The sequence below is a fragment of the Streptomyces sp. NPDC111802 genome (assembly GCF_055634335.1).
In genome coordinates this window covers 45,941-60,869 of sequence record NZ_JBVKCZ010000044.1, presented here as the reverse complement: position 1 = coordinate 60,869, position 14,929 = coordinate 45,941, and the positions used below count along the sequence as shown (strand labels likewise).

The 14,929-nt window shown below is 70.2% G+C and carries 14 protein-coding genes; 7 read left to right on the top strand and 7 right to left on the bottom strand.

All coding sequences use genetic code 11. The features are described from left to right. The first annotated feature begins 191 nt into the window (after positions 1–191). The 6 genes from ACZ7NC_RS35940 to ACZ7NC_RS35915 all read left to right on the top strand — a co-directional run bounded on the left by ACZ7NC_RS35940 (position 192) and on the right by ACZ7NC_RS35915 (position 5,322). The gene (locus ACZ7NC_RS35940) at positions 192–2,024 is read left to right on the top strand and encodes a phosphatidylglycerol lysyltransferase domain-containing protein (RefSeq protein WP_471494705.1); all 1,833 of its coding nucleotides are present in this window, start codon (positions 192–194) and stop codon (positions 2,022–2,024) included. Positions 2,025–2,135: 111 nt separating this feature from the next. After that, the gene (gene folP / locus ACZ7NC_RS35935) at positions 2,136–3,062 is read left to right on the top strand and encodes a dihydropteroate synthase (protein ID WP_471494703.1); all 927 of its coding nucleotides are present in this window, start codon (positions 2,136–2,138) and stop codon (positions 3,060–3,062) included. Further along, the gene (locus ACZ7NC_RS35930) at positions 3,059–3,562 is read left to right on the top strand and encodes a nuclear transport factor 2 family protein (protein ID WP_471494701.1); all 504 of its coding nucleotides are present in this window, start codon (positions 3,059–3,061) and stop codon (positions 3,560–3,562) included. Before folP ends, ACZ7NC_RS35930 begins: the two co-directional genes overlap by 4 nt. A 246-nt stretch (positions 3,563–3,808) precedes the next feature. Continuing rightward, positions 3,809–4,168: a dihydroneopterin aldolase gene (gene folB / locus ACZ7NC_RS35925; protein ID WP_471494699.1), complete on the top strand. Its 360-nt coding sequence runs from the start codon at positions 3,809–3,811 to the stop codon at positions 4,166–4,168. Then, a complete protein-coding gene (folK, locus tag ACZ7NC_RS35920) occupies positions 4,165–4,776 on the top strand; it encodes a 2-amino-4-hydroxy-6-hydroxymethyldihydropteridine diphosphokinase (protein WP_471494697.1) in 612 nt (203 codons plus the stop codon). Before folB ends, folK begins: the two co-directional genes overlap by 4 nt. Positions 4,777–4,833: 57 nt before the next feature. Continuing rightward, the gene (locus ACZ7NC_RS35915) at positions 4,834–5,322 is read left to right on the top strand and encodes a DUF3180 domain-containing protein (RefSeq protein WP_471494695.1); all 489 of its coding nucleotides are present in this window, start codon (positions 4,834–4,836) and stop codon (positions 5,320–5,322) included. An 11-nt stretch (positions 5,323–5,333) separates the two neighbouring features. Here the strand turns inward: ACZ7NC_RS35915 and ACZ7NC_RS35910 are convergent, their stop codons facing one another. From ACZ7NC_RS35910 to dacB, 7 genes are all read right to left on the bottom strand, one after another. Then, on the bottom strand, positions 5,334–6,323 hold the full coding sequence (locus tag ACZ7NC_RS35910) for a hypothetical protein (protein WP_471494693.1): 990 nt from the start codon (positions 6,321–6,323) through the stop codon (positions 5,334–5,336). A gap of 67 nt (positions 6,324–6,390) precedes the next feature. Next, entirely contained in the window at positions 6,391–6,996 is a 606-nt protein-coding gene (gene folE, locus ACZ7NC_RS35905; RefSeq protein WP_471494691.1) for a GTP cyclohydrolase I FolE, read from the bottom strand. Between the two features lie 147 nt (positions 6,997–7,143). Beyond that, a complete protein-coding gene (gene ftsH, locus ACZ7NC_RS35900) occupies positions 7,144–9,183 on the bottom strand; it encodes an ATP-dependent zinc metalloprotease FtsH (RefSeq protein WP_471494743.1) in 2,040 nt (679 codons plus the stop codon). Positions 9,184–9,390: 207 nt separating this feature from the next. Next, entirely contained in the window at positions 9,391–9,951 is a 561-nt protein-coding gene (hpt, locus tag ACZ7NC_RS35895) for a hypoxanthine phosphoribosyltransferase (RefSeq protein ID WP_471494741.1), read from the bottom strand. Positions 9,952–10,022: 71 nt separating this feature from the next. Further along, a complete protein-coding gene (gene tilS, locus ACZ7NC_RS35890; protein WP_471494689.1) occupies positions 10,023–11,189 on the bottom strand; it encodes a tRNA lysidine(34) synthetase TilS in 1,167 nt (388 codons plus the stop codon). Between the two features lie 211 nt (positions 11,190–11,400). Next, positions 11,401–12,525, bottom strand: coding sequence for a zinc-dependent metalloprotease (locus tag ACZ7NC_RS35885; RefSeq protein WP_471494687.1), 1,125 nt, complete (start codon positions 12,523–12,525; stop codon positions 11,401–11,403). Between the two features lie 162 nt (positions 12,526–12,687). Then, positions 12,688–14,319 (bottom strand): D-alanyl-D-alanine carboxypeptidase/D-alanyl-D-alanine endopeptidase, encoded by a 1,632-nt coding sequence (gene dacB, locus ACZ7NC_RS35880; protein ID WP_471494685.1) that lies wholly within the window; start codon positions 14,317–14,319, stop codon positions 12,688–12,690. 79 nt (positions 14,320–14,398) lie between these two features. Here dacB and ACZ7NC_RS35875 point away from each other — a divergent pair, with 79 nt between their 5' ends. Next, positions 14,399–14,890: an inorganic diphosphatase gene (locus ACZ7NC_RS35875; RefSeq protein ID WP_351615513.1), complete on the top strand. Its 492-nt coding sequence runs from the start codon at positions 14,399–14,401 to the stop codon at positions 14,888–14,890. Positions 14,891–14,929: the final 39 nt, after the last annotated feature.

The window sequence follows — 14,929 nt, the reverse complement described above, 5'->3', positions numbered from 1 at the left end:
CCCCGCTCCTTCGCAAGGGCTTGCCCCGGACTTTCCTTGGCCTTTGAAACGGTTTTGGGAAGCCGAGTGAACCTCTCCCCTCAAGACACCGTCCTAGAGGGCGCAATGTCGCCGGATGCCCGAATCGGCACCGGATCCAAGGTCTCTCGCAGAACTAATGGGATGCGATGTCTGTCAGGACAGATGTGGAAATGTCGGGCAAGGTTCCTCAACGGTCGGTCCAGGTAGGCCATCTGCCGAGCCGTGCACGGCACCTGCTGCGCGGCCCGCGCCCCGAGGCCGCCCCCGTCCTCGTCGGACGGGCCTGTGCCCTGGTCGGCCTGCTGGACATCGCCGCGGGCGTCTTCCCGCGCTTCCGGCACAGCCGTATGCACGCCATCGCCGAAGTGCTTCCGGGCGCCACGGGACCGTTCGCGGCCGCGCTCTCGCTCAGCGCCGGCGTGCTGTTGCTGCTGCTCGCCCACGGCATCAAGCGCGGCAAGCGCAGGGCCTGGCGCGCGGCCGTCGTTCTGCTCCCTGCCGGAGCGGTGGCGCAGTTCACGTACCGCCACTCCATCATCGGCGTCCTGATCTCCCTCGCGCTGCTCGCACCCCTGCTGCGCCACCGCGACCAGTTCGAGGCCCTGCCCGACCCACGCAGCCGATGGCGGGCGCTGGCCAACTTCGTCCTCATGGGCGCCGGTTCGCTCGCCCTCGGGCTGATCATCGTCAGCGCCCACCCGAACACCCTGGTCGGCGACCCGAGCCTGGCCGACCGCATCACCCACGTCCTGTACGGCCTGTTCGGCTTCGAGGGCCCGGTCGACTACCAGGGCAACACCTCCTGGACGGTCGCCTTCTCGCTCGGCGCCCTCGGCTGGATCACCGCGGTCACGACGATCTACTTCGCCTTCCGCCCCGAACACCCCGCCGCACACCTCACCGAGGACGACGAGGAACGCCTGCGCGCCCTGCTGGCCAAGCACGGCGGCCGCGACTCCCTCGGCCACTTCGCGCTGCGCCGCGACAAGGCCGTCATCTTCTCCCCCAGCGGCAAGGCGGCGGTGACCTACCGCGTCGTCTCCGGCGTGATGCTCGCCAGCGGCGACCCCATCGGCGACGTCGAGGCATGGCCCGGCGCCATCGAGCGCTTCATGGACGAGGCCAAGGCCCACTCCTGGACCCCCGCCGTCATGGGCTGCTCCGAGACCGGCGCCGAGGTGTGGACCCGCGAGACCGGGCTCGACGCCCTCGAACTGGGCGACGAGGCGGTGGTGGACGTCCCGGATTTCTCGCTCGCCGGCCGCGCGATGCGCAACGTGCGTCAGATGGTCAAGCGCATCGAGCGCGCCGGTTACGAGACCCGGGTACGCCGTGTCCGTGACCTCGGCGAGACCGAGCTGGAGCGCATCCGGCAGGCCGCCGACGACTGGCGCGGCACCGACACCGAGCGCGGATTCTCCATGGCCCTCGGCCGCGTCGGCGACCCGGCCGACGGCGACTGTCTCATCGCCACCGCCCACAAGACGGACGACGAGCCGGGTCCGTACGGCGACCTCAAGGCGATCCTCCACTTCGTGCCGTGGGGCACGGACGGGGTCTCCCTGGACCTGATGCGCCGCGACCGCTCGGCGGACCCCGGCATGAACGAGCTGCTGATCGTGGCCGCGCTCCAAGCCGCCCCGAAGTTCGACATCGCGCGCGTGTCGCTCAACTTCGCCATGTTCCGCTCGGCGCTGGCACGCGGCGAGAAGATCGGCGCGGGCCCGGTGCTGCGCGCCTGGCGGGGCCTGCTGGTGTTCCTCTCCCGCTGGTTCCAGATCGAGTCCCTGTACAAGTTCAACGCCAAGTTCCAGCCCCGCTGGGAGCCCCGCTTCGTGGTCTACCGCGCCTCGGCCGACCTGCCCCGCCTCGGCATCGCCGCCATGCAGGCGGAGGGCTTCGTGAACCTGGCCCTGCCGCTGCCGCGCTTCCTGCGCCGCCGCAAGGCAGCGCCGCGCCCCTGTGCGCACCGCGTGGCGGAGCGCGACGTCCGCGCGGCGTGACCGAGGCCGCGGCCGCCCCGGACCGGCCCGAGCGGGAGCCCACCCCCACCCCCCGGGGCTCCCGCTCGGGCCGCGGCACGTCGCGGCCCTGGCTGGGCCTACGCTGAACGTATGAGCAAGCAGAGCGGACGCGGGCGCGTCGCGGGCCTTCCCGAGTGGGATCGCTGCGCGGTCATGGGAGTCGTGAACGTGACCCCCGACTCCTTCTCCGACGGCGGCCGCTGGTTCGACACCACGTCCGCCGTCAAGCACGGCCTCGCCCTGGTCGAGGAGGGCGCCGACCTCGTCGACGTCGGCGGCGAGTCCACCCGCCCCGGCGCCACCCGGGTCGACGAGGACGAGGAACTGCGCCGCGTCGTCCCCGTCGTCCGCGGCCTCGCCGCCGAGGGCGTCACGGTCTCCGTCGACACCATGCGCGCCTCCGTCGCCGAGCAGGCCCTCGCCGCCGGCGCCGCCCTCGTCAACGACGTCAGCGGCGGCCTCGCCGACCCCGCGATGATCCCGGTCGTCGCCGACGCCGGCGCCCCCTTCGTCGTCATGCACTGGCGCGGCTTCCTCGAAGGCGGGAACGTCAAGGGCGTGTACGACGACGTCGTCGCCGAGGTCGTCGACGAACTGCACGCGCGCGTGGAGGCCGTTCTGGAGGGCGGCATCGCCCCGGACCGCATCGTCGTCGACCCCGGCCTCGGCTTCTCCAAGGACGCCGAACACGACCTCGTCCTGCTCGCCCACCTCGACCGCCTGCTCCGCCTCGGCCACCCGCTCCTCGTCGCAGCCTCCCGAAAGCGGTTCCTCGGCCGTGTCCTCGCCGGCCCGGCGGCCGCACCGCCGCCCGCCCGGGAGCGCGACGCCGCCACGGCCGCCGTCTCCGCCCTCGCGGCGCACGCCGGAGCGTGGGCGGTGCGTGTGCACGAGGTGCGCGCCACGGCGGACGCGGTACGCGTCGCACGCGCCATCGAAGAAGCACGCGACACCGAGAACGCGCAGAGCGCGAACGCCGAGCGCGGCAGCGCGCACGGCTCCGAAGGAGCCCGGTGAGCGCCCCCCACACCGACGTCGAACAAGTGGAGGCAGCCAACACCGCCTTCTACGAAGCGGTGGAGCGCGGCGACTTCGAAACGGTGTCCTCGCTCTGGCTCACCCCGTCCGACCTCGGCGTCGACGAGACCTACCACGACCCGGCCGACGCCGGCGTGGTCTCCTGTGTGCACCCCGGCTGGCCGGTACTCACCGGACGCGGCGAGGTCCTGAGGTCGTACGCGCTGATCATGGCGAACACCGACTACATCCAATTCTTCCTCACCGACGTACATGTCTCCGTCACCGGCGACACCGCCCTGGTGACCTGCACCGAGAACATCCTCAGCGGCGGCCCGGCACCCGACGCCGGCGAGGAGCTCGGCCCGCTCGTGGGCCAGCTCGTGGTCGCCACGAACGTGTTCCGGCGCACACCCGAGGGCTGGAAGATGTGGTCGCACCACGCCTCACCGGTTCTGGCCGAAAACGACGAGGACGACAGCGACGAGACCCCGTCCTGAGTGGGTAGGCGCTCCGTAGGGACCAACGAGTGGTTGGAATCACGTGTGTGCGGGTAGGGGCGGCTACCAACCCATGAGCCGCCGGGTTCCCCAGGGGAAACACGCGATGAATCCTGTCGGCCGCGGCCGGGCCACGCCCCCGTGACCCGGCCCTGTCAGTGCCCGCAGGTAGATTCGTGCGAGGCCGGTGTGCCGCCCGCACACGGCATCGGCCGGCCGTAACCGACGATTGCAGGAGTGATTCGCGTGGATCGTGTCGCGCTGCGCGGCCTCAAGGCCCGCGGGTACCACGGTGTGTTCCCCGAGGAACGCAGGGAGGGCCAGACCTTCGTCGTGGACCTCGTCCTGGGCCTGGACACCCGGCCTGCCGCCGCCGACGACGACCTGGCGAAGACCGTGCACTACGGCATCGTGGCGGAGGAGGTCGTGGCCGTCGTCGAAGGCGAACCGGTCAACCTCATCGAGACGCTCGCCGAGCGCGTCGCCCAGGCCTGTCTGAAGCACGAAGGAGTCCACGAGGTCGAGGTCACCGTCCACAAACCGGACGCGCCGATCACGGTCCCCTTCGACGACGTGACCGTCACCATCACCCGGAGCCGAGTATGACTGCACCCTTCATCAAGGGCCCCAGCGACCCGACCGTACAGCCGGTACCCGCCTCCGTCGTCGACCAGGTCGACGCCGCCGACACCACCCTCCACAACCCCAAACGGGCCGTGATCTCCCTCGGCGCCAACCTCGGCAACCGGCTGGAAACCCTCCAGGGCGCCATCGACGCGCTGGAGGACACCCCGGGCGTGCGCATCAAGGCGGTCTCCCCCGTCTACGAGACGGAGCCATGGGGCGTGGAGCCGGGCAGCCAGCCCTCCTACTTCAACGCGATCGTGGTCCTCAAGACCACGCTCCCCCCGTCCTCCCTGCTGGAGCGCGCGCACGCGGTCGAGGAGGCCTTCCACCGGGTCCGCGACGAGCGCTGGGGCGCGCGCACCCTCGACGTCGACATCGTCGCCTACGCCGATGTCGTCTCCGACGACCCGCACCTCACTCTCCCCCACCCGCGCGCCCACGAGCGCGCCTTCGTCCTCGCCCCCTGGCACGACCTGGAACCCGAGGCCCAGTTGCCGGGCCGCGGCGCGGTCGCCGACCTGCTCGGCGCGGTCACCCGGCACGGCGTCGCGCCGCGCACGGACCTGGAACTCCAGCTGCCCGAATAGTCGTTAAGGTCAAGACGACCACCATCCGCGGGGACCCGGGGGAGCTGAAGGAACACCGTGAGAGAGCTGCGCATCAGGACGCTGATCGGCGTGTTCATCGTCGCCGGAGTCCTGTCATGGGCGGGCGCCCGCCTCTGGAACTCCGTCGGGACCCTGCCCAGCGTCCCCCTGGCCGCCCCCATCGTCCTGGCGGTCATCGCCGTGGTCCTGCTGTCCACGGCGCTCTCGATCCGCGCCCGCCTCAAGGCCCAACGCGAACGCCGCCCCGAGGCCAAGGGCGTCGACCCCATGATGGCCGCCCGCGCGGTCGTCTTCGGCCAGGCCAGCGCCCTGGTCGCCGCCCTGGTCGCCGGCATGTACGGCGGCACGGGCGTCTTCCTCCTGGAATCCCTCGACATCCCCGCCCGCCGCGACCAGGCCATCTACGCCGGCTTCTCAGTCCTGGCAGGCCTCGGCGTGATAGCGGCGGCCATCTTCCTGGAACGGGTCTGCAAACTCCCGGAGGACGACGAACACAATGGAGCTGGGACGGCGCCGACGGTCTGACAGCGCCTGTTTCACCATGGTTGGCGAGCAAGGTGGCCGTTGACCAGGAAGCCGGGGTGGGGATCGAGGCGGTAGCTGTAGAGGGTGAACGGTTTGTTCACGGCGATCCGCCGCCGCACCTCGTGGACCTGTGCCCAGCCCGACTCTCGGAGCTGCAGGGAGTGCTGCTCGGTTTTGAACGTCCCTCGCGAGGTCCAACTGTCGGCCACGACCAGGTGTGACGCCAATCCATTGGCCCGCGGAGTGAACCTTGCGCCCACCACTTGCGCCAGCTCCGAAAGGAACGGCACGTTCCCGCTGACCAGCAGGCGACCGGACCAGGTCTTGGAACGGAATCCATCACCGTCCGTGTAGCCGTCCAGAAAGCCTTCGAACGTTTCCCTGTCCCGAAGGACAACCCGCGGAAATCGCTGCCGCATGTGGTGCGCGTCCCCGCCCACGTACTGCCTCATCAAGTCGGCCAGATAGGACGACACCACGCGCATGCGAAAGCCCGGAGCATCCCGCTGGAGGTAGCCGGAAGGCCGCGTCACTGCCTCCAGACGAGCAGGCAGCCCAGTGGCAGAGGTGAGACACGCCGCAAAGCGCGCGGCGAACACCTCGTCATTGACCACCAGGGACACGTAGTTCTTGCCGACCGTCCCGTCCGCGCAGTTGGCCCCGATCAGGTAGCCCAGCCCATATCCCGGCTTGATGATCAACCGTATGCGACGCAACTTCCGCGCCTGCGTCCAGGCGAGCACCGTCCCCGTGGCATCCCTCGCGTGAACCCACCCATCGGGCGTGCCCAGCATCTGGTCGGGTGCCACCGTGAACGTCACGTGATCGGTCACGACGTCGACCACCTCGCGGACCCGGACCGTGGCGACCCCCGCGACCGTGGTCTGGACCGTGCGCTCCCCATCCAACGTCCAGAGACGGCAGCCCACCCGGACATCGCGCGCCTGCAAGCGGCCATCAACAGCGTTCACCGTCTGCTTGCTGGGCAGGCCGTACCCCACCGCGAACCCCCTTGATCAGCGATAGCTCACTGATCAAGGACGATATCGGGCACCACTGACAATCAGCTCAGCGCGCCAGTATCAGGCTCATTGCCTCGGCACGGGTCGTAGCGTCCCGAAGCTGGCCCCGCACCGCCGACGTCGTCGTCTTGGCGCCCGGCTTGCGAATTCCTCGCACCGACATACACATGTGCTCGGCCTCAATGACGACGATCACACCACGGGCCTCGAGGATCTTCATGAGGGAGTCGGCGACCTGGGTGGTGAGTCGTTCCTGCACCTGCAGTCGGCGGGCAAACACCTCAACCAGTCGCGCGAGCTTCGACAGACCCGTGATCTTGCCGCTTTCGGCGGGAATGTACCCAATGTGAGCTACGCCATGAAATGGCAACATGTGATGTTCGCACAAAGATACGATTTCAATGTCCTTGACCAGCACCATCTCGTCATGGCCGATGTCGAACGTAGTCGTCAGGACATCCTCGGGCGCCTGCGTATGCCCCGCCAGGAGCTCCCGATAAGCCCGCGCCACCCGCGCCGGCGTCTCCCTGAGCCCCTCACGGTCCGGATCCTCTCCGACCGCGATCAGCAGTTCGCGTACGGCGTTCTCGGCGCGCTTCTCGTCGAACTCTCCGATGCTGCCCTCGCCGTCCAGCGTCACGGGGTCGGTCATGTGGTGCCTCGTTTCTGTGCGGGTCGCGCGCGTGTGGGCCACGTGCGCGTCTGATCTGCGGACATACCAAAATGCCGCGCCCCCCAGGCTAAAACCAGGGGGGCGCGGCATCCATTCCGGGCCGGTGAGGTCACCGGGGGCCGGGCGTCAGCTCTCGGGGCGCTCCTCGGGGGCCGGCTCGGCTGCCGGGGCGGGCTCCGTCAGCGTCGACTTGGCGGTGCTGATCGCCGGCGTCGCGCCGTTGGCGCCGTTCGTCAGTGCGAGCTCCTTCGGGGAGAGCACCGGCGGACGGGTGGACGGCGTGCGGCGGGAGGAGCCGGTCCAGGCGGGCCGGGGCGGACGCTTGACGATGGGGGCGAAGATCTCGGCGATCTCTTCCTTGCCCAGCGTCTCCCTCTCCAGCAGCTGAAGGACCAGGTTGTCGAGGACGTCGCGGTTCTCGACCAGGATCTCCCAGGCCTCGTTGTGCGCGTTCTCGATGAGCTTCTTGACTTCCTCGTCCACCAGCGCGGCGACCTCTTCCGAGTAGTCGCGCTGGTGAGCCATCTCACGTCCGAGGAACGGCTCGGTGTTGTCGCCGCCGAACTTGATGGCACCGAGGCGCTCGGTCATGCCGTACTGCGTGACCATCGCGCGGGCCGTGGCCGTGGCCTTCTCGATGTCGTTCGCCGCGCCCGTGGTCGGGTCGTGGAAGACGAGCTCCTCGGCCGCGCGGCCGCCCAGCATGTAGGCCAGCTGGTCCAGCATCTCGTTGCGGGTCGTGGAGTACTTGTCCTCGTCCGGCAGGACCATCGTGTAGCCGAGGGCGCGGCCTCTGGACAGGATCGTGATCTTGTGGACCGGGTCGGAGTTCGGGGAGGCCGCCGCGACCAGGGCGTGTCCGCCCTCGTGGTACGCGGTGATCTTCTTTTCCTTGTCCGACATGATCCGGGTCCGCTTCTGCGGGCCCGCCACGACGCGGTCGATGGCCTCGTCCAGCATGTGGTTGTCGATCAGCTTCTTGTCCGAGCGGGCCGTGAGCAGCGCGGCCTCGTTGAGGACGTTGCTCAGGTCCGCGCCGGTGAAGCCGGGCGTACGGCGGGCGACCGCCGACAGGTCGACGTCCGGGGCGACCGGCTTGCCCTTCTGGTGAACCTTGAGGATCTCCAGACGGCCCTGCATATCCGGGCGGTCGACCGCGATCTGGCGGTCGAAGCGGCCGGGGCGCAGAAGGGCCGGGTCGAGGATGTCGGGGCGGTTCGTCGCGGCGATCAGGATCACGCCGCCCTTGACGTCGAAGCCGTCCATCTCGACGAGCAGCTGGTTCAGGGTCTGTTCGCGCTCGTCGTGTCCGCCGCCGAGGCCGGCGCCGCGGTGGCGGCCGACCGCGTCGATCTCGTCGACGAAGACGATCGCCGGGGCGTTCGCCTTGGCCTGCTCGAACAGGTCTCGGACTCGGGAGGCACCGACACCCACGAACATCTCGACGAAGTCGGAACCGGAGATCGAGTAGAAGGGGACGCCCGCCTCGCCGGCGACGGCGCGCGCGAGGAGCGTCTTACCGGTGCCAGGAGGCCCGTAGAGCAGTACGCCCTTGGGGATCTTGGCGCCGACGGCCTGGAACTTGGCCGGCTCCTGGAGGAACTCCTTGATCTCCTGCAGTTCCTCGACGGCCTCGTCCGAGCCGGCGACGTCGGAGAACGTCGTCTTCGGGGTGTCCTTGGTGATGAGCTTCGCCTTGGACTTGCCGAAGTTCATGACCCGGGAGCCGCCGCCCTGCATCTGATTCATCAGGAACAGGAAGACGACCACGATGAGGACGAAGGGAAGCAGGGAGAGCAGGATCCCGACGAACGGGTTCTGCTTGGACGGCGAGACCGTGTAGCCGTCCGGGATCTGCTTGTCCTGGTATTTGTTCTGCAGCGTGCTGGCGATGGTCACGCCTTGGTCGCCGATATAGCTCGCCTGGATCTTGTCGGCGCCCTCGACCTTTACGCCGTCCTTGAGCTGGACCTTGATGGTCTGCTCGTCGCCGGTGGTGATCTTGGCCGACTCGACCTTGTTGTCATTGATCGCCTGGACGACCTGGCCGGTGTCCACCGTCTTGTAGCCGCCGGACGAGCCGACGACCTGCATCAACACGACCACGGCAAGGACGGCCAGCACGATCCACATGACCGGCCCACGGAAGTATCGCTTCACGTCCATCCATACGGAGCGGTGCCGCCCCGTCCCTCCTGCCATAGTGAGTTTGATAAGACAGTTCTTCTGACGGTACCCCAGCTTTGTCGCGCGTAGCCGCACGGGACGGCTGGCAAGCCCGTCTGCATGCTCCAACGGCGCGAGGCCCGCCGGGGTTCCCGATATTCGTACGAGGCTTGGGCCCTTCGGGTCCGCGGGCGCGGACCGTCGGACTCAGCCGCCGTAGACGTGGGGCGCGAGCGTACCGACGAACGGGAGGTTGCGGTACTTCTCGGCGTAGTCGAGGCCGTAGCCGACGACGAACTCGTTGGGGATGTCGAAGCCGACCCACTCGACGTCGATGTCGACCTTCGCGGCGTCCGGCTTGCGCAGCAGGGTGCACACCTTGAGCGACTCCGGCTCGCGCGAGCCGAGGTTGGACAGCAGCCAGGACAGGGTCAGTCCGGAGTCGATGATGTCCTCGACGATCAGGACGTGCTTGCCCTTGATGTCGGTGTCCAGGTCCTTGAGGATCCGCACGACACCGGAGGACTGGGTGCCGGCGCCGTACGACGACACGGCCATCCAGTCCATGGTGACGGGGGTGGACAGCGACCGGGCGAGGTCGGCCATGACCATCACCGCGCCCTTGAGGACGCCGACGATGAGCAGGTCCTTGCCCTCGTACTCCGCGTCGATCTTCGCGGCCAGCTCGGCCAGCTTCGCGTCGATCTCTTCTTTGGTGATGAGCACCTGCTGGAGGTCGGCACCCATGTCTTTCGCGTCCACCCGCATCACTTTCGGTCGGTCGTCCCGCATTGTCGGCTCGCCGGCCCCTCCGCGATGTGCTTCGGAGGGGTCGGGAATCAGCCTTGCCGAATCACCAGTCTGCCACCCTGGCGCTGGGCGACGACCTTGCCGGGGAGATTGATGGCTCCCTGGCCGCGCCAGCCGGTGATCAGACGGTCGACTTCCTCGATGTGGCGGGCGAACAGCGAACCGGCGGGCGCACCGGCCTCGATGGCGGCGCGGCGCAGGATCCGGCGGCGTACGGCGGGCGGCAGCGCGTACAGCTTGGCGCACTCCAGCAGGCCGGTCGCATCCCGTACGGCGGCCTCGGCCTGGCTGGCCCAGGCGTCGAGGGCGTCGGCGTCGTCGCGGGAGAGCTGGGCGGTGCGGGCGAGGGCCTCCACGACGCCCTTGCCGAGCGCCTTCTCCAGGGCGGGCAGGCCCTCCTGGCGCAGGCGCGACCTGGTGTACGCGGGATCGGAGTTGTGCGGGTCGTCCCAGACCGGCAGGGACTGGACCATGCAGGCCTTGCGGGCGGTCTGCCGGTCGAGGCCGAGGAAGGGGCGGCGGTAACGGCCGCCGGCCCCCGAGACCGCGGCCATTCCGGACAGGGAGCGGATGCCGGAGCCGCGGGCGAGGCCGAGCAGGACGGTCTCGGCCTGGTCGTCGCGGGTGTGGCCGAGCAGGACGGCCGTGGCGCCGTGGTGTTCGGCCGCGGCGTCGAGGGCGGCGTAGCGGGCGTCGCGGGCCGCGGCCTCGGGGCCGCCCGCGCGGCCGACGGCCACGGCGATGGACTCGACCGGGTCGAGGCCGAGTTCGCGCAGGCGCAGGGCGACTTCCTCGGCGCGCAGATCGGAGCCGGGCTGGAGACCGTGGTCGACGGTGACGGCGCCGGCGCGCAGGCCGAGTTTGGGGGCTTCGAACGCGAGGGCGGAGGCGAGGGCCATGGAGTCGGCTCCGCCGGAGCACGCCGCGAGCACGAGCGGGGAGGGGGGCCGCTCGTGCGGGGCGGCGCGCGGGGGCTCGTGCTCGATCGGGCGGGAGAGCTCGTACGGCGGTGCGAGCGCCGTGTCGAAGAGGGCGCGTGCGGCGCCGGTCGCGGGCACGGGCGGCGCCTGGAGCGCGACCGCGCGCGGACTGCTGGGCGCGGGTGCGTCGGTGGTGCGGCTGTGTTCGTTGAGGATGTCGTGGAGGACGCGGCGAACCGCCAGGCGTATCGCCGCGACCGCAGGATGGGGACCCATGTCCGGTTCCCTTCATGAAATTGTCGGGGGGTGAGCCCGAGTTCGGTCACTCAGAGTGTGTAGATGGTGACAGAACCGGGCCGTTCCCCGAGCATCGCACGCCTACCCATGGCTCACGGTCCCTCGGACGGGTGATTGAAGGGGCGTTCGCCTGCCGTCGGCCGGATTCGGTTCACGACCTTCGTATGAGATGCGCGACTCGGCGCGCGTTTCACGACTCCGCCTTGCGGTGCACCCGCGCGATCCAGTCCGCCGGTTTGGCGATCTCCGCCTTGGTGGGGAGGGTGTTCGGGGACGTCCACACGCGGTTGAAGCCGTCCATGCCGACCTGGTCCACCACGGACCGTACGAAGCGTTCGCCGTCGCGGTACTGCCTGAGTTTCGCATCCAGGCCGAGCAGTTTGCGCAGGGCCATGTCGAGCCGGGAGGCGCCCTTGGCGCGCCGCTGCTGGAACTTCTCGCGGATCTCGGCGACGGACGCCACGACGGACGGGCCGACGCCGTCCATCACGAAGTCGGCGTGGCCCTCCAGCAGGGACATCACCGCGGTGAGGCGGCCGAGGATCTCCCGCTGGGCGGGGGTCTGCACCAGTTCGACGAAGGACCGTCCGCCGTCGTCCTCCTCGGCCTCGGGCCGGCCGCCCGAGAGGGACTGGGCGGCTTCGCGGATGCGCTCCAGGACGGTCATGGGGTCGACATCCGTCTCCCCCAAGAAAGACTGGATTTCGCCCTCCAAGTGGTCCCGCAGCCAGGGCACCGCGCTGAACTGGGTGCGGTGGGTTTCCTCGTGCAGGCACACCCACAGGCGGAAGTCATGGGGATGTACGTCGAGTTCGCGCTCCACGTGCACGATGTTGGGGGCGACGAGGAGCAGGCGGCCGGCGCCGCTCTCGCCCGCGGGGAGTTCGCGGGTGGCCGGGGCGAAGGTCTCGTACTGGCCAAGGACGCGGGAGGCGAGGAAGGACAGCAGCATCCCGAGTTCCACGCCGGTGACCTTGCCGCCGACCGCGCCGAGGACGGCGCCGCCGGGGGTGCCGGTGCGCCGCTCCTGCATCTTGTCGAGGAGGGGCTTGAGGATCTCGCGGAACCCGGCGACGTTCGCGCGGACCCAGCCGGGGCGGTCCACGACGAGGACGGGGGTGTCGTGGATCTCGTCCGTGCCCAAACGGGTGAAGCCCCGGACGTGTTCCTCCGAGGCCTTGGCATGTCGGCGCAGCTCGGCGACGACGGCCCTGGCCTCGTCGCGGCTCACCTCGGGGCCCGGCCGTACGAGCCGGGTCGCGGTCGCCACCGCGAGATTCCAGTCGACCATCTCGGCACCACCGACGCTCGTCATGTGTCAACCGTACGTGAGCGTTCCCACTTGGGGCAGGCCGTGAGAGGTCGGCTCGGTCGGCGGTGACGTGTGTGGGCCGGGTGGGGCGGGGGCGGTGGTGGGGAACGGCCCCCCCATCCTGCTCCCCCGGCCCCCTGCCCCAGTTCTGCCCCGGCCGTGCGGCTAGCCGCAGCCGCACGACGCCAGTGCCGTCGCCGTCCTGTCCAGCGCCGCCCGGGCCGACTCCGTGTCCTCGCCCGTCGACAGGAACGCGAAGGCGAGCAGCCGGCCGTCCTGGTCCACGACGGTGCCGGCCAGGGAGTTCACGCCCGTCAGGGTGCCGGTCTTGGCCCGGACGATGCCGGCCGCGCCGTCGGTGTAGCGGCTGCTGAGGGTGCCGGTGAAGCCGGCCACCGGCAGGCCGGTCAGCACCGGGCGGAGTTCGGGGCGGGTCGGGTCGGCCGCCTTGGCCAGGAGGGCCGTGAGCAGGTCCGCCGTGAGTTTGTCGTCGCGGTCGAGGCCGCTGCCGTCCTCGAAGTCGGCGCCCGTCACCGGCAGCCCGAGCTTCCTCAGTTGGGTCCCGATCGCCTCGCCCGCGCCGTCGAAGTCGGCGCGCGCGCCGCTCGCCAGGGCGGTCTGGCGGGCGAGGTGCTCGGCGATGTCGTTGTCGCTGTTGGTGAGCATCCGCTCGACCAGGGAGGACATCGGGGGTGAGGTGACCTGGGCGAGCGGCTCGGCTCGGCTCGTCGCCTTCGACGGGCCGGGGGCGGTCGTCCTGATGCCGCGGTCCGCGAGGAGGGCCGCGAACTGGGTCGCCGCGTCCTTCGCCGGGTCCTCCATCCGCTTCACCGGCCCGCTGGTGGAGTCGTCCGTGCGGGCCTCGTCGACCATGAGGGCGCTGACCGGGGCGAGGTTGCCGTTCTCTCCGATGGGGTGCAGTTCGGGGCCGGCGTAGAGCGTCTTGTCGTACGAGAGGGTGACCTCGCGTACGTCCCGCTTCTTCAGCGCTTCGGCGGTGCCGTCGGCCAGTTCGCGCAGGCTCGCCCAGCCTTCGGCGTCCTCGCGGGCCGTGAGCGTGGGGTCGCCGCCGCCGACCAGGACCAGTTCCCCGGTGCCCGGTTCCAGGGCGGTGCGGGTGGTGAGGCGGTGGTCGGGGCCCATCGCGGCGAGGGCTGCCGCGGCGGTGGCGATCTTCGTAGTGGAGGCGGGTGTGAGGGCCTCGCCGGCCGCGTCGCCGTAGAGGCGCTTGCCGGTCGCCACGTCGACGATCGCCGCCGAGGTCCGGCCGAGCGTCGGGTCGTCCAGGAGCGGGCCCACGAGGCCGGCGACGGCCTTGCCGTCCGGGGCCGAGTTCACGGCGCCGGCGCCGCCGCCGAGGCCGGTCAGGACGGAGGCCGCGCTGGGCGCGGGGCCGGGTTCCCCGGCTCCCGTGTCCGCGGAATCGGACGTATCGGCAGAACGACCGTGATCTGCGCCACCCGTGCCCTCCTGGGCGGCCGCCCAGTCCCGCTCGGCCGTACGCTGACCGGTGGAGTCCCAGGGACCGGCGGCGGTCACCACTCCGGCGGCCAGCGCCAGTCCGGCGGTGGCGGCGCCCGCGGTGTACTGCCAGGTCTTCGGCCTGCGTGTCCGCGCGGCCTGCGGTGAGACGGCTCGCGCGAGCCGTGCGACCCGCGGTTTCGCGGTCGTCGCGGCGCGTGCCAGACGTGGCCGTACGGCGTCCGCGGCCCGCGCCAGACGCGGTCGTACGGCGCTCGCGACCCGCGTCACATGCGGTCTCGCGGCTCGCCAAGGCCTCAGCTCTGGCACGACCACCAGCCCCTTTCGCGATCACACACCTGCGTGAGGGACACTTAACCACCAGAACTATGTGTTGATCATGGAGGAGCCACCGGTGGAGTTCGACGTCACGATCGAGATCCCGAAGGGTTCGCGGAACAAGTACGAGGTGGACCACGAGACCGGTCGGATCCGCCTGGACCGTCGACTCTTCACCTCGACCAGCTACCCGGCCGACTACGGCTTCGTCGAGAACACCCTCGGCGAGGACGGCGACCCGCTGGACGCGCTGGTCATCCTGGAGGAGCCGACCTTCCCGGGCTGCCTCATCAAGTGCCGCGCCATCGGCATGTTCCGGATGACGGACGAGGCCGGCGGCGACGACAAGCTGCTGTGCGTGCCGGCGTCCGACCCGCGCGTGGAGCACCTGCGTGACATCCACCACGTGTCGGAGTTCGACCGCCTGGAGATCCAGCACTTCTTCGAGGTCTACAAGGACCTGGAGCCGGGCAAGTCCGTCGAGGGCGCCGACTGGGTGGGCCGCACCGAGGCCGAGGCCGAGATCGAGCGGTCCTACAAGCGCTTCAAGGACCAGGGCGGCCACTGAGGCACACCCTGGCTCTTTGGCCATGTGAACGGGCTGCAC